The 23,042-nt window shown below is 50.4% G+C and carries 20 protein-coding genes, 2 rRNA genes, 4 pseudogenes and 1 riboswitch (1 of these 27 only partly in view); of the genes and pseudogenes, 24 read left to right on the top strand and 2 right to left on the bottom strand.

Annotated elements, in window-relative coordinates; translation table 11 throughout:
* Positions 1-2,826, top strand: a 23S ribosomal RNA gene (locus ACHHV8_RS31340) (it extends 125 nt beyond the left edge of the window).
* 143 nt (positions 2,827-2,969) lie between these two features.
* A 5S ribosomal RNA gene (gene rrf, locus ACHHV8_RS31335) occupies positions 2,970-3,086 on the top strand.
* 166 nt (positions 3,087-3,252) lie between these two features.
* On the opposite strand, the gene ACHHV8_RS31330 is transcribed toward rrf, so the two are convergent.
* Positions 3,253-3,771, bottom strand: coding sequence for a hypothetical protein (locus tag ACHHV8_RS31330; protein ID WP_395163121.1), 519 nt, complete (start codon positions 3,769-3,771; stop codon positions 3,253-3,255).
* 187 nt (positions 3,772-3,958) lie between these two features.
* On the opposite strand from ACHHV8_RS31330, the gene ACHHV8_RS31325 reads away from it, so the two are divergent.
* The 10 genes from ACHHV8_RS31325 to rsmI all read left to right on the top strand — a co-directional run bounded on the left by ACHHV8_RS31325 (position 3,959) and on the right by rsmI (position 11,571).
* Positions 3,959-4,156 (top strand): sigma factor G inhibitor Gin, encoded by a 198-nt coding sequence (locus ACHHV8_RS31325; protein WP_395163120.1) that lies wholly within the window; start codon positions 3,959-3,961, stop codon positions 4,154-4,156.
* 137 nt (positions 4,157-4,293) lie between these two features.
* A complete protein-coding gene (locus ACHHV8_RS31320) occupies positions 4,294-5,784 on the top strand; it encodes an aminotransferase class I/II-fold pyridoxal phosphate-dependent enzyme (protein ID WP_395163119.1) in 1,491 nt (496 codons plus the stop codon).
* 49 nt (positions 5,785-5,833) lie between these two features.
* Positions 5,834-6,475, top strand: a complete 642-nt coding sequence (gene tmk / locus ACHHV8_RS31315; RefSeq protein WP_395163674.1) for a dTMP kinase — start codon at positions 5,834-5,836, stop codon at positions 6,473-6,475.
* 289 nt (positions 6,476-6,764) lie between these two features.
* A complete protein-coding gene (locus ACHHV8_RS31310; RefSeq protein ID WP_395163118.1) occupies positions 6,765-7,094 on the top strand; it encodes a cyclic-di-AMP receptor in 330 nt (109 codons plus the stop codon).
* A gap of 17 nt (positions 7,095-7,111) precedes the next feature.
* Complete coding sequence (locus ACHHV8_RS31305) at positions 7,112-7,558, top strand: YaaR family protein (RefSeq protein ID WP_395163117.1); 447 nt, start codon at positions 7,112-7,114, stop codon at positions 7,556-7,558.
* Between the two features lie 62 nt (positions 7,559-7,620).
* A complete protein-coding gene (holB, locus tag ACHHV8_RS31300; protein ID WP_395163116.1) occupies positions 7,621-8,598 on the top strand; it encodes a DNA polymerase III subunit delta' in 978 nt (325 codons plus the stop codon).
* 2 nt (positions 8,599-8,600) lie between these two features.
* Positions 8,601-9,407 (top strand): PSP1 domain-containing protein, encoded by an 807-nt coding sequence (locus ACHHV8_RS31295; RefSeq protein ID WP_395163115.1) that lies wholly within the window; start codon positions 8,601-8,603, stop codon positions 9,405-9,407.
* A 31-nt stretch (positions 9,408-9,438) separates the two neighbouring features.
* Positions 9,439-9,801, top strand: coding sequence for a DNA replication initiation control protein YabA (gene yabA, locus ACHHV8_RS31290; RefSeq protein ID WP_395163114.1), 363 nt, complete (start codon positions 9,439-9,441; stop codon positions 9,799-9,801).
* Positions 9,802-9,907: 106 nt separating this feature from the next.
* Complete coding sequence (locus tag ACHHV8_RS31285) at positions 9,908-10,684, top strand: tRNA1(Val) (adenine(37)-N6)-methyltransferase (RefSeq protein WP_395163113.1); 777 nt, start codon at positions 9,908-9,910, stop codon at positions 10,682-10,684.
* A 14-nt stretch (positions 10,685-10,698) separates the two neighbouring features.
* The gene (gene rsmI / locus ACHHV8_RS31280) at positions 10,699-11,571 is read left to right on the top strand and encodes a 16S rRNA (cytidine(1402)-2'-O)-methyltransferase (RefSeq protein ID WP_395163112.1); all 873 of its coding nucleotides are present in this window, start codon (positions 10,699-10,701) and stop codon (positions 11,569-11,571) included.
* Between the two features lie 416 nt (positions 11,572-11,987).
* Here rsmI and ACHHV8_RS31275 read toward each other — a convergent pair whose 3' ends face one another.
* The gene (locus ACHHV8_RS31275; protein WP_010501678.1) at positions 11,988-12,242 is read right to left on the bottom strand and encodes an AbrB/MazE/SpoVT family DNA-binding domain-containing protein; all 255 of its coding nucleotides are present in this window, start codon (positions 12,240-12,242) and stop codon (positions 11,988-11,990) included.
* Between the two features lie 360 nt (positions 12,243-12,602).
* On the opposite strand from ACHHV8_RS31275, the pseudogene ACHHV8_RS31270 reads away from it, so the two are divergent.
* The 12 genes and pseudogenes from ACHHV8_RS31270 to spoVG all read left to right on the top strand — a co-directional run bounded on the left by ACHHV8_RS31270 (position 12,603) and on the right by spoVG (position 22,922).
* Positions 12,603-13,892: pseudogene (locus ACHHV8_RS31270) on the top strand (HD domain-containing protein).
* An 82-nt stretch (positions 13,893-13,974) separates the two neighbouring features.
* A pseudogene (locus tag ACHHV8_RS31265) lies at positions 13,975-14,741 on the top strand (TatD family hydrolase).
* Between the two features lie 224 nt (positions 14,742-14,965).
* Positions 14,966-15,167: riboswitch (cyclic di-AMP (ydaO/yuaA leader) on the top strand.
* A gap of 430 nt (positions 15,168-15,597) precedes the next feature.
* Positions 15,598-16,736, top strand: a pseudogene (locus ACHHV8_RS31260) (ubiquitin-like domain-containing protein).
* Positions 16,737-16,874: 138 nt separating this feature from the next.
* On the top strand, positions 16,875-17,420 hold the full coding sequence (gene rnmV, locus ACHHV8_RS31255; RefSeq protein WP_395163111.1) for a ribonuclease M5: 546 nt from the start codon (positions 16,875-16,877) through the stop codon (positions 17,418-17,420).
* A gap of 3 nt (positions 17,421-17,423) precedes the next feature.
* Positions 17,424-18,326 carry a 16S rRNA (adenine(1518)-N(6)/adenine(1519)-N(6))-dimethyltransferase RsmA gene (gene rsmA, locus ACHHV8_RS31250; protein ID WP_395163110.1) on the top strand — a complete coding sequence of 301 codons (903 nt, stop codon included), beginning with the start codon at positions 17,424-17,426 and terminating at the stop codon, positions 18,324-18,326.
* An 81-nt stretch (positions 18,327-18,407) separates the two neighbouring features.
* Positions 18,408-19,274: a sporulation peptidase YabG gene (gene yabG, locus ACHHV8_RS31245; RefSeq protein WP_395163109.1), complete on the top strand. Its 867-nt coding sequence runs from the start codon at positions 18,408-18,410 to the stop codon at positions 19,272-19,274.
* Between the two features lie 187 nt (positions 19,275-19,461).
* Complete coding sequence (veg, locus tag ACHHV8_RS31240) at positions 19,462-19,734, top strand: biofilm formation stimulator Veg (RefSeq protein ID WP_395163108.1); 273 nt, start codon at positions 19,462-19,464, stop codon at positions 19,732-19,734.
* 209 nt (positions 19,735-19,943) lie between these two features.
* Positions 19,944-20,144 (top strand): small, acid-soluble spore protein, alpha/beta type, encoded by a 201-nt coding sequence (locus tag ACHHV8_RS31235; RefSeq protein WP_395163107.1) that lies wholly within the window; start codon positions 19,944-19,946, stop codon positions 20,142-20,144.
* A gap of 111 nt (positions 20,145-20,255) precedes the next feature.
* A pseudogene (gene ispE, locus ACHHV8_RS31230) lies at positions 20,256-21,109 on the top strand (4-(cytidine 5'-diphospho)-2-C-methyl-D-erythritol kinase).
* A 184-nt stretch (positions 21,110-21,293) separates the two neighbouring features.
* On the top strand, positions 21,294-22,121 hold the full coding sequence (gene purR / locus ACHHV8_RS31225) for a pur operon repressor (RefSeq protein WP_395163106.1): 828 nt from the start codon (positions 21,294-21,296) through the stop codon (positions 22,119-22,121).
* A gap of 7 nt (positions 22,122-22,128) precedes the next feature.
* On the top strand, positions 22,129-22,515 hold the full coding sequence (locus tag ACHHV8_RS31220; protein ID WP_395163105.1) for a RidA family protein: 387 nt from the start codon (positions 22,129-22,131) through the stop codon (positions 22,513-22,515).
* A gap of 122 nt (positions 22,516-22,637) precedes the next feature.
* Positions 22,638-22,922, top strand: coding sequence for a septation regulator SpoVG (gene spoVG / locus ACHHV8_RS31215; protein WP_028551906.1), 285 nt, complete (start codon positions 22,638-22,640; stop codon positions 22,920-22,922).
* Positions 22,923-23,042 lie beyond the last annotated feature (120 nt).

Below are 23,042 nucleotides of genomic sequence, written 5' to 3'. Positions count from 1 at the left end.
AACCCAGCTGAGGTAATACTCAGTTACCGCTATCTGAATACATAGGGTAGTAGGAGGCATACGAGGGGAACTGAAACATCTAAGTACCCTCAGGAGAAGAAAACAAGAGTGATTCCGTCAGTAGCGGCGAGCGAAAGCGGAACAGCCCAAACCAGAGGGCTTGCCCTCTGGGGTTGTGGGACGTCAATGTGGGTTTAGCAGAGTAGATGAAGCGGTCTGGAAAGGCCGGCCACAGAAGGTAACAGCCCTGTAATCGAAATTTTGCGAAAACCTTAGACGGATCCCGAGTACCGCGAGACACGTGAAACCTCGTGGGAAGCAGGCAGGACCATCTGCCAAGGCTAAATACTCCCTAGCGACCGATAGTGAAGCAGTACCGTGAGGGAAAGGTGAAAAGAACCGCGGGAGCGGAGTGAAATAGAACCTGAAACCGTGTGCTTACAAGAAGTCAGAGCTCGTTCATGAGTGATGGCGTGCCTTTTGTAGAATGAACCGGCGAGTTACGTTCCCGTGCGAGGTTAAGGTGAAGAGCCGGAGCCGCAGCGAAAGCGAGTCTGAATAGGGCGTATCGATATTTTCTTACGAAAAATCGCAGTACGTGGACGTAGACCCGAAACCGTGTGATCTACCCCTGCCCAGGGTGAAGGTGCGGTAACACGCACTGGAGGCCCGAACCCACGAATGTTGAAAAATTCGGGGATGAGGTGGGGGTAGCGGAGAAATTCCAATCGAACTCGGAGATAGCTGGTTCTCCCCGAAATAGCTTTAGGGCTAGCCTCGGGAGATGAGTAGTGGAGGTAAAGCACTGATTGGGTGCGGGGCCCGCCAAGGGTTACCAAGTCCAGTCAAACTCTGAATGCCACATACTTTATCCCGGGAGTCAGACAGTGAGTGCTAAGATCCATTGTCAAGAGGGAAACAGCCCAGATCATCAGCTAAGGTGCCCCAAGTGTGTGTTAAGTGGGAAAGGATGTGGAGTTGCAAAGACAACCAGGATGTTGGCTTAGAAGCAGCCACCATTGAAAGAGTGCGTAATAGCTCACTGGTCGAGTGACTCTGCGCCGAAAATGTAACGGGGCTAAACACACCACCGAAGCTATGGCTCGTGCAAACAAGATTTGCACTTGGGTAGGGGAGCGTTGTATGTAGGTAGAAGGTGTACCGTAAGGAGCGCTGGACAGCATACAAGTGAGAATGCCGGTATGAGTAACGAAAAGATCAGTGAGAATCTGATCCGCCGAAAGCCTAAGGGTTCCTGAGGAAGGCTCGTCCGCTCAGGGTAAGTCGGGACCTAAGGCGAGGCCGAAAGGCGTAGTCGAAGGACAACAGGTTGAAATTCCTGTACCACCGTGAACCGTTATGAGCAATGGGGTGACGCAGAAGGATAGTGACGCGGACTGATGGATGTCCGTCCAAGCAGAGAGGCTGGTGTGTAGGCAAATCCGCACATCGTAAGGCTGGTCTGTGATGGGGAGCGAAAATTGCAGTAGCGAAGGTCATGAGTTCAGGCTGCCAAGAAAAGCCTCTAGCCAGGGAGAAGGTGCCCGTACCGCAAACCGACACAGGTAGGCGAGCAGAGCATGCTAAGGCGCGCGGAAGAACTCTCGTTAAGGAACTCGGCAAAATGACCCCGTAACTTCGGGAGAAGGGGTGCCTCGGTAGGGTGAATAGCCCGAGGGGGCCGCAGTGAAAAGGCCCAAGCGACTGTTTAGCAAAAACACAGGTCTGTGCGAAGCCGCAAGGCGAAGTATACGGGCTGACGCCTGCCCGGTGCTGGAAGGTTAAGGGGAGTGGTTAGGGGTTTACCCCGAAGCTATGAACCGAAGCCCCAGTAAACGGCGGCCGTAACTATAACGGTCCTAAGGTAGCGAAATTCCTTGTCAGGTAAATTCTGACCCGCACGAATGGCGTAACGACTTGGGCGCTGTCTCAACGAGAGATCCGGTGAAATTTTAATACCTGTGAAGATGCAGGTTACCCGCGACAAGACGGAAAGACCCCATGGAGCTTTACTGCAGCTTGATATTGGACTTTGGTACGATCTGTACAGGATAGGTGGGAGCCTGAGAAGCCTGAGCGCCAGCTTGGGTGGAGGCGACGTTGGGATACCACCCTGATCGTATCGGAGTTCTAACCTGGTACCGTGAACCGGTATGGGGACAGTGTCAGGTGGGCAGTTTGACTGGGGCGGTCGCCTCCTAAAAAGTAACGGAGGCGCCCCAAGGTTCCCTCAGAATGGTTGGAAATCATTCGAAGAGTGCAAAGGCATAAGGGAGCTTGACTGCGAGACGAACAGGTCGAGCAGGGACGAAAGTCGGGCTTAGTGATCCGGTGGTACCGCATGGAAGGGCCATCGCTCAACGGATAAAAGCTACCCTGGGGATAACAGGCTTATCTCCCCCAAGAGTCCACATCGACGGGGAGGTTTGGCACCTCGATGTCGGCTCATCGCATCCTGGGGCTGAAGTAGGTCCCAAGGGTTGGGCTGTTCGCCCATTAAAGCGGTACGCGAGCTGGGTTCAGAACGTCGTGAGACAGTTCGGTCCTGATCTGTCGTGGGCGTAGGAAATTTGAGAGGAGCTGTCCTTAGTACGAGAGGACCGGGATGGACGTACCGCTGGTGTACCAGTTGTTCCGCCAGGAGCACGGCTGGATAGCTACGTACGGACGGGATAAGCGCTGAAAGCATCTAAGCGTGAAGCCCCCCTCAAGATGAGATTTCCCAGTATGTAAGACCCCTTGAAGACGACGAGGTAGATAGGTTCGGGGTGGAAGTGCCGTAAGGTATGGAGCTGACGAATACTAATCGGTCGAGGGCTTATCCAAGAGAACAGCAAAGAAGAAGGATGTATGCTTGTTTCGTATCTAGTTTTCAGGGTAACAACCTTGAACAAATAGCTGCATGTCCTTTATAGGGATGGATATTTTCTTGCAGCGTTTTCGAAGAAGTAACGCTTCGAAAAATCCCGTTTGGTGATGATGGCGGAGGGGAACCACGCGTTCCCATCTCGAACACGACCGTTAAGCCCTCCAGCGCCGATGGTACTTGAACCGAAGGGTTCCGGGAGAGTAGGACGTCGCCAAGCACAATAGAGAAGGCCTTTGGATTAAATTCCAAAGGTCTTTTTTTGTTCTGTTAGTATCTTTATGCTGTAGGACCGGGAGGCGCGGCCCTTTTTTATTTTAAAACAGCCTGCCTTGCTGGAACCAGGATGAACTGCTGCATGAACAATTCATCCTGAAATGCATAATCTATTGGGCATAGCAGGAAGTATCGGCTTCATTTATTTTGAGATAACCGACAGCTCCATAGCTGCGAAATTTGAACATAAGAATATAACGCGGAATGAGCAGCCAGAGGTGCAGGCCGACCAAATGAACAATCAGGTCGAGCGGGAGCCAGGGATAGAAGCATCCGCATATAACAATAGTAACCCATGTTAGGTGCAGGTGAAGCTTTTGCAATCGTTCGAGCGAAATATAGCTGCTTGGCACATAACCGAACCAGGGCAGCCGGAACTGGACGGTCCAAGCGCGGAGCGGACGTTTTTCTTTTAAAGTAAAATACAAATAAATAAGCAGGGTCTGCAGTAAGGGAATCGTAAGGATACTGATAACCATAGGGAGCGGGTGCCAACGGATGAAATCCCACACAACAGCTAACAAAAGCAGTCCCCAATAAGCCTTGAGATACAACGGATTATAATGAATTCGGCTCAGCAACCGGTAATGGTACACGCTGGCTTCCTTCGATACTTGTTGTTCTTTCACGTACCTGACACGCATCCTTCATTTTCATAGATTTTGGCAGCAATATTTATATCGGCAAAACTTGTACGGATCATGAGGTTCAGGAACTATGTACGGGCATTTTTCATAAAAATATAGCAGGAAGACGAAGGTTTACTTTAAGAGAATGAGGACATACTAATAGAAAAGAAGAATAGAGGTGAGTTATATGGGAGAGGCCATTCAGGAACCTATCGCCCATAGCTGCATCATCTGCGGACAATCAAAGGAACAAGGCATTATGATTATATCCGAATTCATCTGTGAAGAATGCGAGCATGAAATGGTACAAACGGACGTCTTAGATGCCAAATACCCTTTTTTTATCCATCAAATGAAGCAAATCTTTTATAGAAAAAACGCGTAGCATGTCTATGAAAAAATAGTGCTCTCAGCCGGCGGGCTTATCGTTGGTGAGAGCCTTTTTGTTTGTTACAATAGGGAGAGAGACAAAGCAACAAATTTCGAGTTTTTATTTTAAAGTTCTACAGGGAGATCAACAACATGGATAAATTCAACGCGCCTCTATTCGAGCGGTTGGTTGAACATGCCGCAGGCGGACATGCCAGTCTGCATGTTCCCGGCCATAAATCCGGACAAGGTATTGATCCGGCGGCACGGCCTTATTACGAATCTTTATTGCGGCTGGACTTAACGGAAATAACGGGCTTGGATGATCTGCACCATCCGGAGGAAGTCATACTCCAGGCGCAGCAGCTAGCTGCGGAGTGCTTTGGAGCGGACGAGACGTTCTTCTTAATCAATGGGAGCACGGTCGGCAATTTAGCGATGATAATGAGCGTATGCCGTAGAGGAGATCTGCTCTTGGTACAGCGCGATGTGCATAAATCGGTCATTCACGGATTGATGCTGGCCGGCGCCAGAGCGGTGTTCTTGAATCCGGAGATCGATTCGGAGACGGGAATGGCTTTGGGCGTTCGGGCAGAAACCGTCCGGACCGCTCTGCAGAAGTACCCTGAAGCCAAAGGGTTGCTGATAACGAGGCCGGGCTATTACGGCGGTGCGAATGCGCTGGAGCTGATCGTTCAAATGCTTCATGAGCAGGGGAAGCCTCTTATGGTAGATGAAGCGCACGGGGCACACTTCGGCTTTCATCCCGCGCTGCCTAAATCGGCGCTGCAATGTGGAGCGGACGTTGTCGTACAGTCCACACACAAGCTGTTGACCGCGATGACCATGGGAGCTATGCTGCATGTTCAAGGGGAACTGGTCGATCGAAAGGAGCTGAAGCGATATTTGACGATGCTCCAAAGCTCAAGCCCTTCTTATCCGCTTATGGCCAGTCTGGACTTAAGCCGCAGGCAGATGCACACAGAGGGAATGGAACTGCTCGAGCAGGGGATTCGTATTATTGACGGTTTTTTGGAAAAGATGAATCAGGTTGACCGCTTCGAGCTGCTGGAGCCTGGAGCGAATCAGGGCATACAGAGGGATCCCTTTAAGGTGATTATAAAAGATGCCCAGGGCCGGATGAGCGGCTTTGAGCTGAAGGATGCGTTGGAGGCGCGGGGCTGTTTTGTGGAGCTGGCCGATCCACAGGCGGTCCTGCTCGTGTTCAGCCTGGCTTCGACGGAGCTGGACGCCGGGCGGATTGTCGAAGCACTTAAAGCGATTGCGGAACAAGCCCCGCAAGGAACGGCTTCTTCGATAGCTGCGGCAGGGGAGAGCAGCACGGGACGCACAGCCTCTTATGCTGCCTTGACGGGCATGTCCGAGCCGGTATCGTTTGACGAGCCGATGGCTCGCCAGAAGGGCACGGCTCAGGTACCGTTAAACGATGCCATTGGCATGCTGTCCGCCGAAATGATCGTTCCGTACCCTCCGGGCATCCCCGTCCTTTGCCCCGGAGAACGAATCACAGCGGAGATCGTGGATTATTTGAAGCAATTAATTCATATGGGAGGCCGAATACACGGGCTGATCCAGGGAGAGCAGCCGATGCTCGCCGTTGTGATTACACCCAAAGAATTATAGTGTATACTGAGAACTACTTATGATGGATAAAAGGGAGTCGAGCATGGCAGTGGAACGAGGTTGTTTTATTACATTTGAGGGCGGCGAAGGCGCGGGTAAGACGACGGTGATCGAACGATTGGCAGGAGAGCTGACTGCAGCGGGGCACCAGGTTATGGTGACAAGAGAGCCGGGGGGCGTGGATATTGCAGAGCAGATCCGCAGCGTGATCCTGGATATGAAGAATACCCGAATGGATGGCCGCACGGAGGCTCTTCTGTACGCCGCTGCCCGCAGACAGCATCTGGTGGAGAAAGTGATCCCTGCCTTGGAGGCGGGATCCGTCGTATTATGCGATCGTTTTCTGGACAGCAGTCTGGCCTACCAGGGCTATGCCCGCGGACTAGGGGTGGATGAGGTTTATACCGTGAACCGCTTTGCCATTGATGATATGATGCCGGAGCTTACGATTTATCTGGATGTTTCACCGGAGGTGGGGCTCTCGAGAATATCCAGCAATAAGGATAGGGAGCGGAACCGGCTGGACGCCGAAAAGCTTTCTTTTCATCAAACGGTGCGCGAGGGCTACAGGAAGCTGCTGGAGCAGTACCCTGAGAGGATTGTTCTCTTCAATGCAGAGGAAGACCATGAGTCGGTTTATCAAAAGGTGAAAGCGGAAATAAGCCGGCGGTTGACCGCCTCTAAAGGATAGAGCCGATGGGGAAAATTAGGCTTTTCCTGCCGATTGCTTGAACCTAGGCGGCCTGTGTGACATACAATACAGTAGGCTTTGCATAATGAATCTGCTGGTGCAGCTTTTTGCCGAAATAGTTGTCTTCCTGCGCAGTATTCCGAAGGAAAAGCAGGAATTAAACCGTACTTTGTCAAATTAGTAGTATTAAGCAATTTTCTTTTATGCTTCACTCAGCTAGACAGCAGAGGATCCCATACATCGTCGATTGGTATATTCCAGGTTTTCAAAAAGAAAAGGAGGAAGCGCCATGAAATTAGTTATTGCCGTTGTACAGGATAAAGATAGTAACCGTCTTTCGAACGCTTTGATCAAAGAAGGATTCCGGGCAACGAAGCTGGCCAGTACCGGAGGATTTTTGCGGGCGGGAAATACCACTTTTATGATCGGGATAGAAGACGAACGCATCAACGAAGTGATGACCGTCATCAAGGCCAACTGCAAAATTCGTGAGCAGATGGTCACCCCGGTATCCCCGATGGGCGGCACGACGGATTCTTACATTCCGTTTCCGGTTGAGGTTCAAGTCGGCGGGGCTGCGGTATTCGTGCTTCCGGTTGAACGGTTCGAGCATTTCTAAAGAAAGAAGGTTGCCGTGTGAAAATTAATCCGAACTGGCGCCCTTTCGGTAAAGAGATTCAGCGCAGTGAGGCTTCTTCATCCCAGCAGCTGCAGCATAAGTCGTTCTCGGATATGATGCAGCAGCAGGATGAGAGGGCTTCGCAGGAGCAACTGCAGCGGATCTTGCAGCAAATTCACCTACAGGGCGAGCGATTGGCGAAATCGATGACAGTTCGCGAGCTGAGACAGTATAAGCTGCTGGTTAAGCAGTATCTGGAGGAAACGGCACGCCGTGGGGTTCAGCTGCGCGATACGCGCGGCTGGGACCGCCGCGGACGCACGAAGCGGTACAAGCTGCTGGAGGAAATCGACCGGGAGCTTCTCACGCTGGCGGACGAGCTGCTCGACAGCGAGCAGGGCCGTATTGATTTGCTGCATAAAGTCGGGGAGATTCGCGGCATGCTGATCAATCTGGCCTTCTAACAAGGCTTTCCGCTGCGCCAAGGTTCTCTCTATATAATAGGAAAGGATTTTAACAGACGACAATGTCTTTTCAATCCATACAGGGTCAAGAACAGGTCAAACGCATTTTACAAAATAGTCTTCGAACGGATAAAGTGTCCCATGCCTACATTTTTACGGGACCGTCGGGAACGGGGCGCAGACAGATGGCGCTTGCGTTTGCCCAAGCCTTGTACTGTCAGGTGCTGCCGGACGACGCCTGCGGGGAATGCCTGGACTGCCGGAAGGTAGAGCATGGCAACCATCCGGATCTTCATTGGGTGCGTCCCGACGGGGCCTCGATTAAAATCGAGCAAATCCGTGAGCTGCAAAAGCAGTTTTCCTATAAAGCCGGTTCCTCGGGATTAAAGATGTATGTGCTTGAGGACGCCGATAAAATGACGGTCCAGGCTGCCAACAGCCTTTTGAAGTTTTTGGAGGAGCCAGCTTCCCGGGTCGTTGCGGTGCTGATTACCGATAACGGCAACGCGCTTCTGCCGACGATCAAATCAAGGGCGCAGTGGATTCCGTTTTCCCCAATGAGCCGTCACAAGATGGTTGCGGTATTGGAGCAGGAAGGGCATCCTTCCGTGCTGATTCAGCCGGCCGTTCGTCTGGCGGCGGGACCGGATGCAGCCAGAGAGTTAATTGTAGGAAATGGGTTTGCAGAAATAAGAAATCTAGTGATACAATTAACAAAGGAAAGCATGTCCCGATTGCCTACAGCTCTCTTAACTGCACAGCAGAAGCTGGCCAAATCGGAGCTTTCCGAGCATCTTGCCTTATTTATGGACATGCTGATCTTATGGCTAAAGGACATGGTTCAGCTTCATCTGGGGAACCGTGATGATTTAGTATATATGGATCAAGCCGATTGGATGGCTGGGCTTGCCCTTTCTTATGATATGAAGCACTGGGTTCATTGCTTGGAGCAAGCCATAGAGCTGCAGAAAAGGCTTCGATTCCATGCGAACCCGCAGCTGGTGCTGGAGAAAATGTTAATGCAGCTGAAGGGGGTGTAAATTTGTACTCTGTTGTTGGAGTCCGATTTAAGAAGGCAGGTAAAATCTATTACTTTGATCCCATCGATCTTCCGGTGGATAAAGACTGCTCGGTCATTGTGGAGACCGCACGCGGTATCGAGTACGGGAAAGTTGTTATCGGTAAGCGCACCGTTCAGGAAGCGGATGTCGTATTGCCTCTTAAGAAAGTGATCCGGATTGCGGATCTGACGGATGCACAGCTGGTAGAAGATAATAAGACGGCGGCGAAGAATGCTTTTGCTATATGCCAGGACAAAATAAAGGATCATCAGCTTAAAATGAAGCTGGTTGATGTTGAATATACATTTGATCGCAACAAGATTATTTTTTACTTTACGGCCGAGGGAAGGGTTGACTTCCGCGAGCTGGTGAAGGATTTGGCCGGAGTATTCCGGACGCGTATTGAACTGAGGCAGATTGGTGTCAGAGACGAAGCGAAAATGCTTGGCGGCATAGGCCCTTGCGGCAGAATATTGTGCTGTTCCTCCTTTTTGGGCGATTTTGAGCCGGTTTCGATCAAAATGGCCAAGGATCAAAATTTATCTCTTAATCCTACGAAAATTTCCGGGCTTTGCGGCCGGTTAATGTGCTGCTTGAAATATGAGCATGACAACTACGAAAGCGCCAAAGAGGATTTGCCGCGCGTAGGCAGCGAAGTTATCACTTCGCTGGGGAATGGTCGTGTAGTAGCGCTAAATATAAACGAGCGAACCGTAAAAGTGCAGATTTATGAGCTCGGTAAAGTCATGGAGCTATCCTTTGACGATGTAGTAGAGCAGCAGCATTAACGGGGGTTCAAGTTTTTCTTGAGGTGAACATGTGGATAAACGAGACATTTTTGTTCAAATTGAGCAGATGGAAGAACAAATGGGCACCGTATACGTCGAACTAGGACAAATGAAACGGCAAATCATTGAGCTGATTGAAGAAAACAAACGGCTGAGCATTGAAAATCAACAGCTGCGCAAGCTGCTGAAGAAGGATGCGGAGCCTGCTGTCGTAGAAGAGCCCCATGTACACGTAAACGCTGCCTTGGCCCAGCAGGCCAAAGAATTGACGGGAGAAGGCTATGATAACCTGGCCCGTCTGTATCAGGAAGGCTTTCATATCTGTAATGTGTACTACGGCCATCTGCGCATGGAAGGCGACTGTTTGTTCTGTTTGTCTTTTTTAAATAAATAGGATACGTAACCGTAGGGAACAAGTTCTCTACGGTTTTTTTCAATAACTTCGCAATCAAGGGCCGTTGGAGGACCGACGGTTCCCACTATAGAAAGAGGATGCATGAATGGATAACGTAGTCATACAGCCTAGTGAAAGAATCGATGATTTATTAACGAACGATATTCAAATTATACAAAGCGATGAAGTGTTCAGCTTTTCGATGGATGCCGTGCTTTTGGGACGGTTCAGCTATGTTCCGCCGAGCCCGAGAGGACGGATTATCGATCTTTGCACCGGTAACGGGGTCATTCCGCTGCTGCTGTCTACGCGTACGAAAGCCTCGATCGTCGGGGTGGAAATACAGGAGAGGCTGGCGGATATGGCTGTCCGGAATGTAAAGCTGAATAAGCTGGAGCAGCAAATTCAAATGATTTGCGGCGATTTGAAGGATGTTCATACCCAACTCGGTCACGGACAATTCGACGTTGTCACTGTAAACCCGCCATATTTGCCTGTCCCGAATGGGGAGCAGAATCGCAACGAGCACTTCGCTGCCGCCAGGCACGAGGTATTCTGCACGCTGGAGGACGTGGTCCAAGCGAGCAGCCGTCTTGTCCGCAGCGGCGGGAGAGTCGCAATGGTTCACCGCCCTCACCGACTGGCAGATATTATTTGCACGATGCGGGCCTATAAGCTTGAGCCGAAGCGGATCCGCTTCGTTCACCCGCGTGCCGGGGAGGAAGCGAACATGGTCCTGATTGAAGCGCTCAAGGACGGGAAGCCCGAGCTGCGGACACTTCCTCCACTGATCGTCTATAAAAACGAAACGGAATATTGCGATGAGCTGATAGAGATTTATTACGGTAATCGCGACGCGCTGCTCACATCTTCCGAAGGATAAGAAAGGAAACCGATATGAATATTCAGAAAAGCTACCGGCAGGATAAGGCTGCAGGCAAATTATATTTGGTGGGCACGCCGATCGGCAATTTGGAGGATATGACCTTCCGTGCCATACGGATACTGAAGGAGGTTCAATGGATCGCCGCGGAGGATACGCGGCAGACGCGCAAGCTGCTTACTCACTTCGAAATCTCAACACGGTTAGTGAGCTATCATGAACACAATAAACAGGCCAGCGGCCCGGAGCTGATCCGTCTGCTGCAGGCCGGGGAGTCGATTGCGCTGGTTAGCGATGCGGGGCTTCCCGCGATCTGCGATCCGGGCGCCGATCTGGTCAGGCAGGCGGTGGAGGAGGGAATAGACGTCATTCCCGTACCTGGAGCGAACGCAGCCTTGTCGGCTTTGATCGTGTCCGGCCTCTCGACGGACCGGTTTACCTTCCTGGGCTTCCTGCCGCGTGAGCGCAAGCCGCTTCTTCAGGAGCTTCAGGCGCTGCAGCCTGCGAAGGAAACGTTCATTTTCTACGAATCGCCTCACCGGATCCTCAAAACGCTGGAAGCGATGCTCGAGGTGTGGCATCCCTCAAGACAGATGTGCATGATGCGCGAGCTGACGAAGAAATTTGAAGAAGCGGTGCGCGGCACGCTGCAGGAATGCTTCGATTACTTGAAGGAGAACCCGCCTCAAGGGGAGTACTGCATTGTCGTCGAGGGCAGCACGGCTGCCGAGAACCAAAGCGCGGCGGTCTGGTGGGAGGCGTTCAGCCCGGAGGAGCATGTCGAGCATTATACGACGCAGGGCCTCGACCGTAAGGAGGCCATTAAATGCGCGGCCGCAGACCGGCAAATGCCGAAGCGGGAGCTGTACAACTATTTGCATCAATAACGGCGGCTCACAGGATAAACGCCAACGCCATATAGGGGATGGAGAAGCTGCGGCTGATGTCAGCTGTGCTCCACTAAGTTTAAGCTTGGAAAATACAGGTTAATAAGAAGTATCGGCAATGCAGCGGATATAGTGAAGAGCGGAGAGGGAGAATGCCAACGAACCGATTCCCTTAAAAGTTCAGCAAGCCTTCAGACTGGTTTAAGCGGCATTTCAGTAGGGTGCGATATGGTGGTGCATGAAGCGCTATAGGGGAAGCGGACTTCCTGTAGCCTTCATTTCCCCATCCGGTACAGATAGCTGCAAAAAAAATCCCCAACTTCATGGATTTACCATGAGCTGGGGAATAGAGGAGATATGAAAAAGGTTAGAATTACCTTAGTAAGAAGTGCTATCCTTATTATAACCTATTTTTCTTATTTTGTCACAGGTATTGGCATTTCTGATAAACATTCATGACAAACAATTTTTCCTTTAAAATAGGATACATTTTCAGCATTGCCACAGAAGATGCAAGCAGGCTCATATTTTTTCAGCATAATGCGCTCGCCGTCAACGTAAATTTCCAGGGCGTCCTTTTCACCAATGCCCAAAGTTCTGCGCAGCTCGATAGGGATAACGACACGTCCAAGCTCGTCGACCTTTCTAACAATACCAGTGGATTTCATCATATATATAATTCCCCTCTCGAATAAATAAATCGTCAACATTCGACATATTTCTTATGACTTATGATACCAACGATTCCCATAATAGTCAACCATCATTTTGCAGATTTTGGCGTAAATTTATGGTAAAATATGCTTGAACTGCAATTGAAAACATGTCACTATCCCGCAAACCCTTATATATCAAGGCTGGATACGATTACATAGCAAGTGCAGAGCTACAATTTATTTACAGTAAAGTGAGAATGTCCTATTCATAAATCGTTCACATTTGGAATTTTTATTCGACAAATTTCGACATTAATAAAGAGGACTCTAATTACTGTTATGTCGAAAACTTATCAGGATCAGGAGGGTCAACGTATGTCCAGTCCCCTGCAGGAGGAAAAAGTATTTAAGGATCCCGTTCATAAGTACATCTATGTGCAGGATCAAACCATTTGGGACTTAATCAACACCAAAGAATTTCAGAGGCTCCGCCGGATCCGTCAGCTGGGTACCTGCTTTCTCACCTTTCATGGAGGCGAGCACAGCCGGTTTTCCCATTCGCTCGGCGTCTACGAGGTCACCCGCAAAATTATTTCCCAATTCGAACGGAACGGCTACGAGGATTGGCCCAAAAGCGAGCGCCTGCTCTGCCTCTGCGCGGCCCTGCTTCATGATGTCGGGCACGGCCCTTTTTCTCATTCCATTGAAAAAACGTTCGGCACTCACCATGAAGAATGGTCCATGCCGCATTGTTCTGGGAGACACCGAGGTCAACCGGGTGCTCTCAGAGGTATCGCCTACCTTCCCGCAGCAGGTTGCCGGCGTGATCGCCAAAACGTATCATAAGGAAATCGTCGTCAGCCTGGTCTCCAGCCAGCTGGATGCGGACCGGATGGATTATTTGCTGCGGGACGCTTATTTTACCGGCGTAAATTACGGCACCTTCGATCTTGAACGCATTCTTCGCGTGATGCGGCCATATCAAGGGCACATCGTGGTAAAGGACAGCGGCATGCATGCGGTAGAAGATTATCTGATGTCCCGGTACCAAATGTACTGGCAGGTCTATTTCCACCCTGTGACACGCAGCGCAGAGATTATTTTGCATAATATTTTTCAAAGGGCGAAAGAGCTGTTCGAAGAAGACTATCCGTTCGCGTTTATGCTGCCGCCGCTGTTGAGCCTGTTCAAGCAGACATTAACGGTGCAGGAGTATCATCTGCTCGATGAAGCGTTTATGCAGATGGTGCTGTCGCAATGGTCGATGGAATCGGATCCGGTGCTTGCCGATTTGTGCGCTCGATTTTTGAACCGCCGGTTATTTAAATATGTGATGCTGGAAAAAATCGACGTGCAGCTCATTGAAAAGCTCAAGACAGTGATGCGCCATGCCGGCTGGGATCCCGCTTTTTATGCGGAAATTGATTTTCCTTCCGATCTTTCGTATGATGTTTACCGTCCGGGCAATCATGACGAAAAACTGCCGATTCTGCTTCAGGATCAAAAGGGAACCTTGACAGAAATTTCCAAAAAATCGGAAATTGTCAGATCCATCAGCGGGATCCATATGGGCAAGTATCACCTGTATTTCCCCGAAGAGCTGCTCCAGGTTGATTCCGACCTGCTCGGTTCCAGGATTTGCGCAAGCTGCTGCGATTAGAATAACGGAGGCTGGCCGCGGCCAATCCGATTAACATTGTCATTCCAAATCTACATATATTAGGTAAAAAGGAGAATTCTCCCTCTTATGCTGACCGATACTCACACGCACCTGAACGCCCCTCAATTCGATGAAGATCGACAAGCCGTCATTGAACGCGCGCTTGAGAGCGGAATCAGTCGAATCATCAATGTCGGATTTAATCGAGAAACGATACCAAGCTCCATTGCCTTGGCCGAGCAGTATGACTTTATTTATTCGACCGTAGGCTGGCACCCCCAGGATGCCAAAGATATGACACCGGAGGACCTGGCCTGGATCGAACAGCTGTGCTCACATGAGAAAGTCGTAGCCATTGGCGAGATCGGACTCGATTATTATTGGGATACGTCGCCTAAAGACATGCAGCACCGTGTGTTCCGCGAGCAAATCCGACTTGCCCGAAAGGTCGGGCTGCCGATCGTCATTCATAACCGCGACGCCCATCAGGACATTATCCAAATTCTCCGCGAAGAGAAGGCCAGTGAAGTCGGCGGCGTCATGCATTGCTTCTCCGGCAGCTGGGAAACGGCCAAGCTGTGCCTCGATATGAACTTTTATATTTCCTTCGGGGGCCTGTCACCTTTAAGAATGCCAGGCAGCCCAAAGAGGTGCTCGAGAAGGTGCCGATGGATCGCCTGCTGATCGAAACCGATGCGCCCTATTTAACCCCTCACCCGTTTCGGGGGAAGCGTAATGAAACCGCATATGTGAAATTAGTCGCAGAAACCGCTGCTGAAATCAAGGGGTTAACCTTGGAGGAGCTGGCTCACGCGACGACGCAAAATGCAGTTACATTGTTCGGTTTACGGTAACCTCCTTTGGGGGTCGGGACAGCCCTAATTTCATCGTTTTCGTGATAATTGAAGAAAAAGGGTCGAAAACGTACAAAGGGCGAGGAGAAAGATGGTTTTTATGGATAATTTGCTTTAAAAAATCCGATTTCAATGAAAAATCGTCCTTTTTTGCCGAGTTTGTATACTTTACAAGTTTATAGCCGACAGCGTAAACTCAATATTAACTTAATACGATTACCAATTTTCCATTTTCGCTGAGTTTCCGAATGGGAAACGGGGGAACCGCACAGCGGCCTGTCATAGGAGTCTATAAGACTAAGGTCGCATTTTCTGGGGTGAATCTTTGAATGAGGTTATTGTGTTCACAAAGACCTGTGTTCAAGTAGGGCGACTCTCAAGTCCGAATCCGTCAGCTAACCTCGTAAGCGTTAAGAGAGAGGTAACGATTGTCGTGTGCTTTATTTCATTCAGGTGAAATAAATAAAAGTCACGGGAAGAGTCCTCTTTCCGCTGACTTTTTTTGTGTTCTCCCGTATTTACGATATTCGTCCGACTACAATAGAGCTGCTGTATGAACAGGAGGTGTAGGCCGGCACGCAGGAAGCACGATATGGATCGAAAGGTTGCAGCCCTTTAGTTTATTAGTTGATTCGTAAAGCTATAAGTTAGGTCACACCAGCTTATGGCTGAGCATCAATTTGGACAAATGCACACCGTCTAAAGCCCGAGCTTCGGAAACAGCTTGCTTTTATAAGCGAGCAGGACGGAGGAGCCGTTTATCCTCGACGAACAAGATTGCAAAACTTAACCATAGTCGCGTCAGATCTGTCATGCGCAACACTCGACGGCGGGGCTTTGAAGGATGACCGAACAAGTGGGAGCTATTCAACACGAGCAACCCCATGTAAGACGATCATCCAGCATGTCCTTCGCATTGCGATGGAAGCATGAAAACTTGCGTTTGATTTCGATCATAGGTATTATTTCAATCGCGATGACTTTCATGTTTATGATGATGTTATACGGAACGGCTGCCAAGAAGGTGACCGTTGTTGTGAACGGAAAGGAAACCGTTGTAACGACCAAACAATGGGTTCTGCAGCGTTTACTGGATGAGCAAGGAGTAACTGTAGGGGAACATGATCGTCTCTCTGCAGCGCTGGATACGAAGGTGAAGTCGGGGACCGCATCACCATTGACCAGGCGAAACCGGTTCAGCTTACGGCTGACGGCGAAACGAAAACCTTTTATACCATAGGCACGACCGTTGGTCATGCGTTAAAGGACTTAAACATACCGGTAAGTGAACTGGATAAGATCAGTCCGGCCGTAGAGCAGCCGCTGCCCGATAATGGTACGATTCAGATCGTCCGAGTCAAGCAAGAGACCGAAGAGGTAACGGAACCGATTGCTTATGATGTAGTGAAAAAGAACGATCCGCAGTTACTTAAAGGCAAAGAGCAGGTCGTACAAGAAGGCCAAGCAGGGGTAGTCTTAAAAAAGAAAGAAAAACGGTTTGAGGACGGCAAGCTTGTTTCGGAACAGGTTGTCGATCAGAAGGTGCAATCAGCAAGCATTAACAAGGTTATAGCCGTAGGGACGAAGAATCCCGTTGTAGCGTTATCTTCCTCTTCGCCTTCTCTTCAGCAGTTAACGAAGAGCGGTGTATCGTTTGGTGTCAAGCAAGTTATTAACAACGTCAAATTGACGGCTTATTCGGCAGGTGTCTCCTCTACCGGAAAAGGTAGCGAGCATCCGCAATACGGACTTACGTCCACGGGTACGAGAGTAACGGAAGGTCGGACGATTGCAGTGGATCCCAAGGTGGTTCCTCTAGGTTGGTGGGTTTATATTGACGGGCTCGGTTTCCGCAGAGCGGAGGATACCGGCAGCGCGGTCAAGGGCAACGTTATCGATGTGTATTTCGACAGCAACGATTATGCGAACCGATTTGGCACGAAGCGCGGTTATACCGTATACGTCATTGGGCCGACAAAGCCTGCAGCGGACTAAGGGCCTGTAATTTGGGCAGACTCATAATATATAGCGGTGTGAAAAAGAAGAGGGCTCCCTCTTCTTTTTTCTGTTAGAATAGAAGGCATGGTTTGGCGCATGAAGGATGCAAGCTGGTAGTGAAAGAAGGAGAGCCGAATGATTAAAGAAATCATCGTCGTCGAGGGCAAGGATGATACGACGGCGATCAAGCGGGCGGTGGAGGCGGAAACGATTGAAACGGGCGGCTCCGCCATCAACAAAGAAATCATTAAGCGCATCAAGCTGGCGCAGCAGCGCAGAGGCGTTATCGTATTTACAGACCCGGATCATGCCGGCGAAAGGATCCGGAAGATCATCTCCGCCCAGGTGCCGGGCTGCAAGCATGCGTTTCTGACGCAGGAGGAAGCGACGAGCAAGGGCGATATCGGCGTGGAGAATGCTTCCCCGGAGACGATCCGCAAAGCGCTTGCCAATCTGCGGACAGACTATGTAGCGGCGGAATCCGATATCGCGATGGAGGATTTGATCGCAGCGGGCTTGATCGTGCATCCGCAGGCTGCCGCGAGACGGCTGGTGATGGGCAAGCTGCTCGGGATAGGCTATTGTAACGGCAAGCAATTTTTTAACCGCTGCCGCATGTTTCGGATTTCCAAGGAAGAATTTGCGGCCGCTTGGCAGCAACTTGAACATAAAGAGGGGTAAGGTATGGAGAAAATGCAGACAGGCATGACGGAGGATATTGCATCCCCCAAGAGAACGAAGGAACTGCTTCAAAGGCACGGCTTGGTGTTGAAAAAGAGCTTGGGTCAGAACTTCCTGATCGACCCCAATATCCTGAACAAAATCGTCAGTGCCGCAGGGCTGGACGCCACGAAGGGGGCGCTGGAGATCGGTCCCGGCATCGGTGCGCTGACACAGCAGCTCGCGAAGCAGGCGGCCCGGGTCGTCGCGATCGAAATCGACCAGCGGCTGCTGCCGCTGCTGGAGGAGACGCTGGACGGTTACCCGAACGCAAGTGTCGTCCACGGGGACGTGCTGAAGGTCGAGCTGCGGCCGCTGTTCGAGCAGCAATTTGCCGATGTGAGCGGAGTCAGCGTTGTAGCCAACCTTCCTTACTACATCACGACCCCGATTATTATGAAGCTGTTAGAAGAGAAGCTGCCGCTTGAGAATATCGTGGTGATGATTCAGAAGGAAGTGGCCGACCGGATGTCGGCCAAGCCCGGAGGCAAGGAATACGGCAGTCTGAGTATTGCGGTGCAGTATTACTGCGAGCCGGAGATCGTTACGATCGTGCCGCATACGGTCTTCGTGCCTCAGCCTAACGTCGATTCGGCGGTCATTAAGCTGAAGGTGCGTAAAGGGCCTCCTGTCGAGGTGGAGGATGAGGCGTTCTTCTTTGACGTAGTACAGGCTGCGTTCGTGCAGCGACGGAAGACGATCTATAACAACCTGGCTTCCCGGTTTTTTACAAAGGAGACGAAGCAGCAGCTCGAGCCTATACTCCAGGAAGCGGGAATTGAGCCCTCGCGGCGCGGAGAGACCGTGTCGATTCAAGAATACGCTTTGCTGAGCAAATGTCTGGCAAAGGCTCTAGGGCGCTCCTAGACGCCAGAGGCTGCAAAATGGGCAGATTCAATCACCAAATGCCCATACCGGCCATAGGATACACGAGGAGGCGATATGGCCATGAAACAGGGAGACCTGGTCACTCGTAGATCTTATGGTGGTGACATCATTTTTAAAATTCAGGAAGTGCAGCGGCAGCACGCGGTTCTGCGGGGAGTGGATTACCGTTTGCTGGCCGACGCCCCTTTAAATGACCTTAGCGCAGCATCGGTAGATCCGTATTCTTACGCTTACGGAGCGGAGCCTCCGTGGATGGATACACTGCGCAAAACAGAGCTTCATCATTCGATGACCCTTCCCCAGTACCCTGGGGATGAATCAGTTCCGGTGTTCTTCGATATGCCGGGAAAGGTGCTTCACTTGGACGGAGATCCCGCTTATTTGCGTAAATGCATGAATCTGTACGGGGAACTGCGGGTTCCGGTCGAAGGATTCTATGTAGCTGAAGCCAACATGGCGGAGGCTTTGTACCGTCTTCTGCCTCAGGTCAAACCCGATATCGTGGTGATTACCGGGCACGACGGGATTTTGAAGCACCGGCGTAACGATGAGATGTATACGAGTCCGCTGGGGAGCTACAAAAATTCACATCACTTTGCCAATGCGGTCCGGGTTGCGAGGCAGTACGAGAAAAACCGGGATACGCTGACCGTCATAGCGGGAGCGTGCCAATCCCACTTCGAAGCGTTGATGCAGGCTGGGGCGAATTATGCCAGTTCCCCGGCCCGCGTGCTGATTCACGCGCTGGATCCTCTGTGTGTGGCGGTCAAGGTTGCCTTTACCCCGATCAAAGACACGGTGAACATTGTAGATGTAATCGGGCTGACGCACAGCGGTCTGGAGGGCCTCGGCGGTGTCGAATCGCGCGGCAGTTTCCGGCGGGGCGTTCCCAAAATTCAAAAAGTTATGCATGCAGAAGCGCCTTAGGGCGCTTTTGTTTATGTAATTTCGACAAATTTGTGAACGGACATAGACTATTTAGGGCTGGAAGGCTTGGCAATTAAGGAAATATTCCGTTGACAAGGGGTTTGCGAGGCTGATATAATATTTGGCCTAATTTGACATACTACCTTTATTGCGTTATAATCTATAAGGAAAGAGGTGGTAGTAGTCAATGGCTAAAAATTCGCTATTGGATATCAAACGCAGTTTGGAACCTCATGTCGGAAAAAATATTATGTTACGAGCTAACGGCGGTCGTCGCAAGACGATTGAGCGGTCCGGTGTATTGGAGGAAACCTACCCTTCCGTTTTTATTGTGAAGCTGGATCAGGAGCAAAATGCGTTCAAGCGCGTTTCCTACAGCTACGCGGATATATTGACCGAGTCTGTTGAAGTCACCGTGTGTAACGATGATGGACAAGTACGCATTACCATACAGCAATAGATCTTAAGGATAAGCCGCCTCGCCGTCCCTGACGGGCGGGTCGCGCGTTTATCCGGGTTTACCACATAACGTAACGCTTTCCTGAACGTACATAGACGGCACATTCCTTTAACGGATGTGCCGTTTTTTGATGAGCGGACATTGGCTGCATGGAACAGGCCGCGATAGGACATAATGTATCTATCTCACCGAAAAGGAGGCGGATTCGGATGTCGCGAAGAAACCGCGGAGTGATGTCGGATCAATTCAAGTACGAGCTGGCTAAGGATCTGGGCTTTTATGATACCGTGCAGCGCGAGGGCTGGGGAGGTATACGCACGAAGGATGCGGGCAACATGGTAAAGAGAGCGATTCAAATTGCTGAGCAAGCTTCCAAGCAACAGCCTCCGCAGCAGCCGCCGAGGTACTAGATGAACAGCAGGAGTGGGAGCTAGAGCACGCAGCGCGTGGCTTTAGCTTTTTTTTGTTTCTTTTTTGGTATAGTATTAGGGGATAGAATAGAGCTGCAAAGAAGGTGTCCTATGAAAGTTTTTGAGAAAGCGCCGGCTAAAATCAATTTGTCGTTGGATGTTCTCCGTAAAAGAGAAGACGGGTATCACGAGGTGGAAATGGTAATGACCATGGTGACCTTGCGGACCGGATCGAGATGCAGGAGCTTCCGCGCGATACGATTATCATTTCCTCCCAGGCGGGCTATATCCCGCTGGACGAGAAGAACCTTGCCTTTCAAGCGGCTCGATTGATCAAAGACCGCTATGACGTCAAACAAGGCGTATACATACATTTAGATAAAAAAATACCGGTGGCGGCGGGCTTGGCCGGAGGCAGCAGCGATGCTGCGGCTACGCTTCGCGGCTTGAACCGTCTCTGGAAGCTGAATATTCCGGTAACGGAGCTGCAGAAGCTCGGGGCGGAGCTGGGCTCGGACGTTCCCTTCTGTGTGACCGGCGGGACCGCTATCGCTACCGGCCGGGGAGAGAAGCTCCAGCCGATCGAGGCGCCCCCGCAATGCTGGGTTGTTCTGGCGAAGCCTCCGATTAACGTATCGACCTCCGAAATTTACGGTAAGCTTCGGGCTGCTTCCATTCAGCATCATCCTTCGGCTTCGCTGATTGTCGATGCCATTGAACGCAAACGGTTCGACCTGCTTTGCGACCGCCTCGGCAACGTGCTGGAGGAGGTTACGCTGGAGCTTTATCCCGAGGTTCGCCAGCTGAAGGAATGCATGGTCCGCCTGGGTGCGGACGGTGTGCTTATGTCCGGCAGCGGGCCTACGGTGTTCGGGCTGGTATCGAAGGAGGCCAAAGTGCCGAGAATATATAACGGGCTCCGCGGATTCTGTAAAGACGTGTTTGCGGTGCGCTTATTGACTTGACCGGATAAAGAGCAGAATTTCGGGGGATGAGTACCCTTTTGTGAAATTTTCGATTTATGTCATGTTAATGTCATATATACGTCAGATTAATTTTCATGGATAGCTTGAAAAAATACGTATAAAAATGGTATATTCTCATTATATTATTCGGGTTTTATGCAATGTTACGATAGGGGGGACATCCGTGAAAAAATTAAAACGAAGCGCAAGATTAGTCGAGATGACTCAATACTTGCTATTCCGCCCCCATACTCTGATTCCTTTAACAACATTCGCAGATCGGTACAATTCGGCTAAATCGTCCATCAGTGAAGATTTGGCGATCATTAAAGAAGTGTTTGAGGAAGAAGGTTTAGGGGATTTGCAGACACTGGCCGGTGCGGCCGGCGGCGTCAAATTTATACCGAAGGTATCCAAGGCAGCTTCCCTTCAGTTTATTCAGGGTATTTGCCGTCAGCTGGAGCAGCCTGAGCGGATTTTGCCGGGCGGCTATATGTATATGTCCGATATTATGGGACAGCCTCTGATTTTGAACGAGGTCGGCAAAATGTTCGCCACCGCCTTTGCGTCCAAAGACATCGATGTGGTGATGACGGTGGAAACGAAGGGGATTCCGCTCGCGTATGCTACGGCTTCCTTTTTGAACCTGCCTGTCGTTATCGTAAGGCGGGACAACAAGGTGACGGAAGGCTCGGCGGTAAGCATAAATTATGTTTCCGGTTCCAATAAGCGCATCCAGACGATGTCGCTGTCCCGGCGCGCCTTAAAAGAAGAGTCCAAGGTGCTTATTATCGACGACTTTATGCGTGTAGGCGGAACGGTACACGGGATGATGGACCTGCTGCAGGAGTTTAAGGCAACGGTCAAAGGAGTCGGCGTGTTCGTGGAGTCGGGCGAGGTCGAGGAGCATTTGGTAGAGGACTATATTTCGTTAGCCAAGCTGTCGGCAGTCGATCCGAAGACGAAGCAGATCACGGTCGAGCCGGGAAATTATTTTCAAGACGGAGAGTGAGCGGAAAATGACATTGAAAACTATTGCAACCCCTCAGGCCCCTGCGGCGATCGGCCCGTATTCCCAAGCGGTGCAATTCGGCAATTTATTGTTTACCTCAGGACAAATCCCGTTGAATTTGGACGGTGTTGTAGTCGAGGGAGGCATTGAGGAGCAGACGCATCAGGTATTTCGGAATTTGGAAGCGGTTTTGTCTGAAGCCGGTTCTGCCTTTCACAAGGTGATCAAAGCAACCGTATTCATCAAGGATATGAATCAATTCGGCCAAGTGAATGAAATTTACGCATCCTACTTCGGTGAGCATAAACCGGCACGCTCTACGGTTGAAGTTGCCCGTCTGCCCAAAGACGTCCTTGTCGAAATCGAGCTAATAGCAACGATAGATGTCGAATAATTTTAAATTAATCAATTATTTATAAAATTATACAAAATTGCTTAAAATAAAGAAGGAATTTGCACTAAAATGTGGAATTTTATATCCCAAGTCTTAGAGATGGGAAAAGGTGGTGAACACTAGTGCAAATTACAGACGTTAGACTCCGTCGGGTGAATTCCGAGGGAAGAATGAAAGCCATTGCTTCCATTACCATCGATAACGAATTTGTGGTCCATGACATTCGTGTGATTGACGGTAATAATGGGATGTTCGTGGCTATGCCAAGCAAGCGCACGCCGGATGGGGAGTTCAGGGATATCGCCCATCCAATCTCTTCTACCACACGTGAAAAAATCCAAGCTGCTGTCCTCGCGGAATACGACCGGGCGGCAACGGAAGAGGAAGTCATCGTGGAAGGCGCTTAAATGTTGAACTGTAAGAGAGAGCCGCACCAGGCTCTCTCTTTTCTTTTTGCCCGAATTCATATATATTGAGTGCAGGGAACCACCGGATGCATACGATAATAAACTGGCGTTAGCTTACGA

This window comes from Paenibacillus sp. TAB_01 (genome assembly GCF_043945595.1).
GTDB lineage: Bacteria > Bacillota > Bacilli > Paenibacillales > NBRC-103111 > Paenibacillus_S.
Note: the sequence above shows the minus strand (reverse complement) of the source record. Positions and strands in the feature narration are given on the sequence as shown.

What these genes read in the sequence shown, in the direction of transcription:
- ACHHV8_RS31275 (WP_010501678.1), bottom strand. Translation starts at nt 12,242, where the DNA reads ATGATGAAATCCACTGGTATTGTTAGAAAGGTCGACGAGCTTGGACGT.
- ACHHV8_RS31235 (WP_395163107.1), top strand. Translation starts at nt 19,944, where the DNA reads ATGTCGCGAAGAAACCGCGGAGTGATGTCGGATCAATTCAAGTACGAG.
- rnmV (WP_395163111.1), top strand. Translation starts at nt 16,875, where the DNA reads ATGATTAAAGAAATCATCGTCGTCGAGGGCAAGGATGATACGACGGCG.
- ACHHV8_RS31285 (WP_395163113.1), top strand. Translation starts at nt 9,908, where the DNA reads ATGGATAACGTAGTCATACAGCCTAGTGAAAGAATCGATGATTTATTA.
- holB (WP_395163116.1), top strand. Translation starts at nt 7,621, where the DNA reads ATGTCTTTTCAATCCATACAGGGTCAAGAACAGGTCAAACGCATTTTA.
- ACHHV8_RS31320 (WP_395163119.1), top strand. Translation starts at nt 4,294, where the DNA reads ATGGATAAATTCAACGCGCCTCTATTCGAGCGGTTGGTTGAACATGCC.
- yabG (WP_395163109.1), top strand. Translation starts at nt 18,408, where the DNA reads ATGAAACAGGGAGACCTGGTCACTCGTAGATCTTATGGTGGTGACATC.
- ACHHV8_RS31325 (WP_395163120.1), top strand. Translation starts at nt 3,959, where the DNA reads ATGGGAGAGGCCATTCAGGAACCTATCGCCCATAGCTGCATCATCTGC.
- ACHHV8_RS31310 (WP_395163118.1), top strand. Translation starts at nt 6,765, where the DNA reads ATGAAATTAGTTATTGCCGTTGTACAGGATAAAGATAGTAACCGTCTT.
- rsmI (WP_395163112.1), top strand. Translation starts at nt 10,699, where the DNA reads ATGAATATTCAGAAAAGCTACCGGCAGGATAAGGCTGCAGGCAAATTA.
- rsmA (WP_395163110.1), top strand. Translation starts at nt 17,424, where the DNA reads ATGGAGAAAATGCAGACAGGCATGACGGAGGATATTGCATCCCCCAAG.
- ACHHV8_RS31220 (WP_395163105.1), top strand. Translation starts at nt 22,129, where the DNA reads ATGACATTGAAAACTATTGCAACCCCTCAGGCCCCTGCGGCGATCGGC.
- veg (WP_395163108.1), top strand. Translation starts at nt 19,462, where the DNA reads ATGGCTAAAAATTCGCTATTGGATATCAAACGCAGTTTGGAACCTCAT.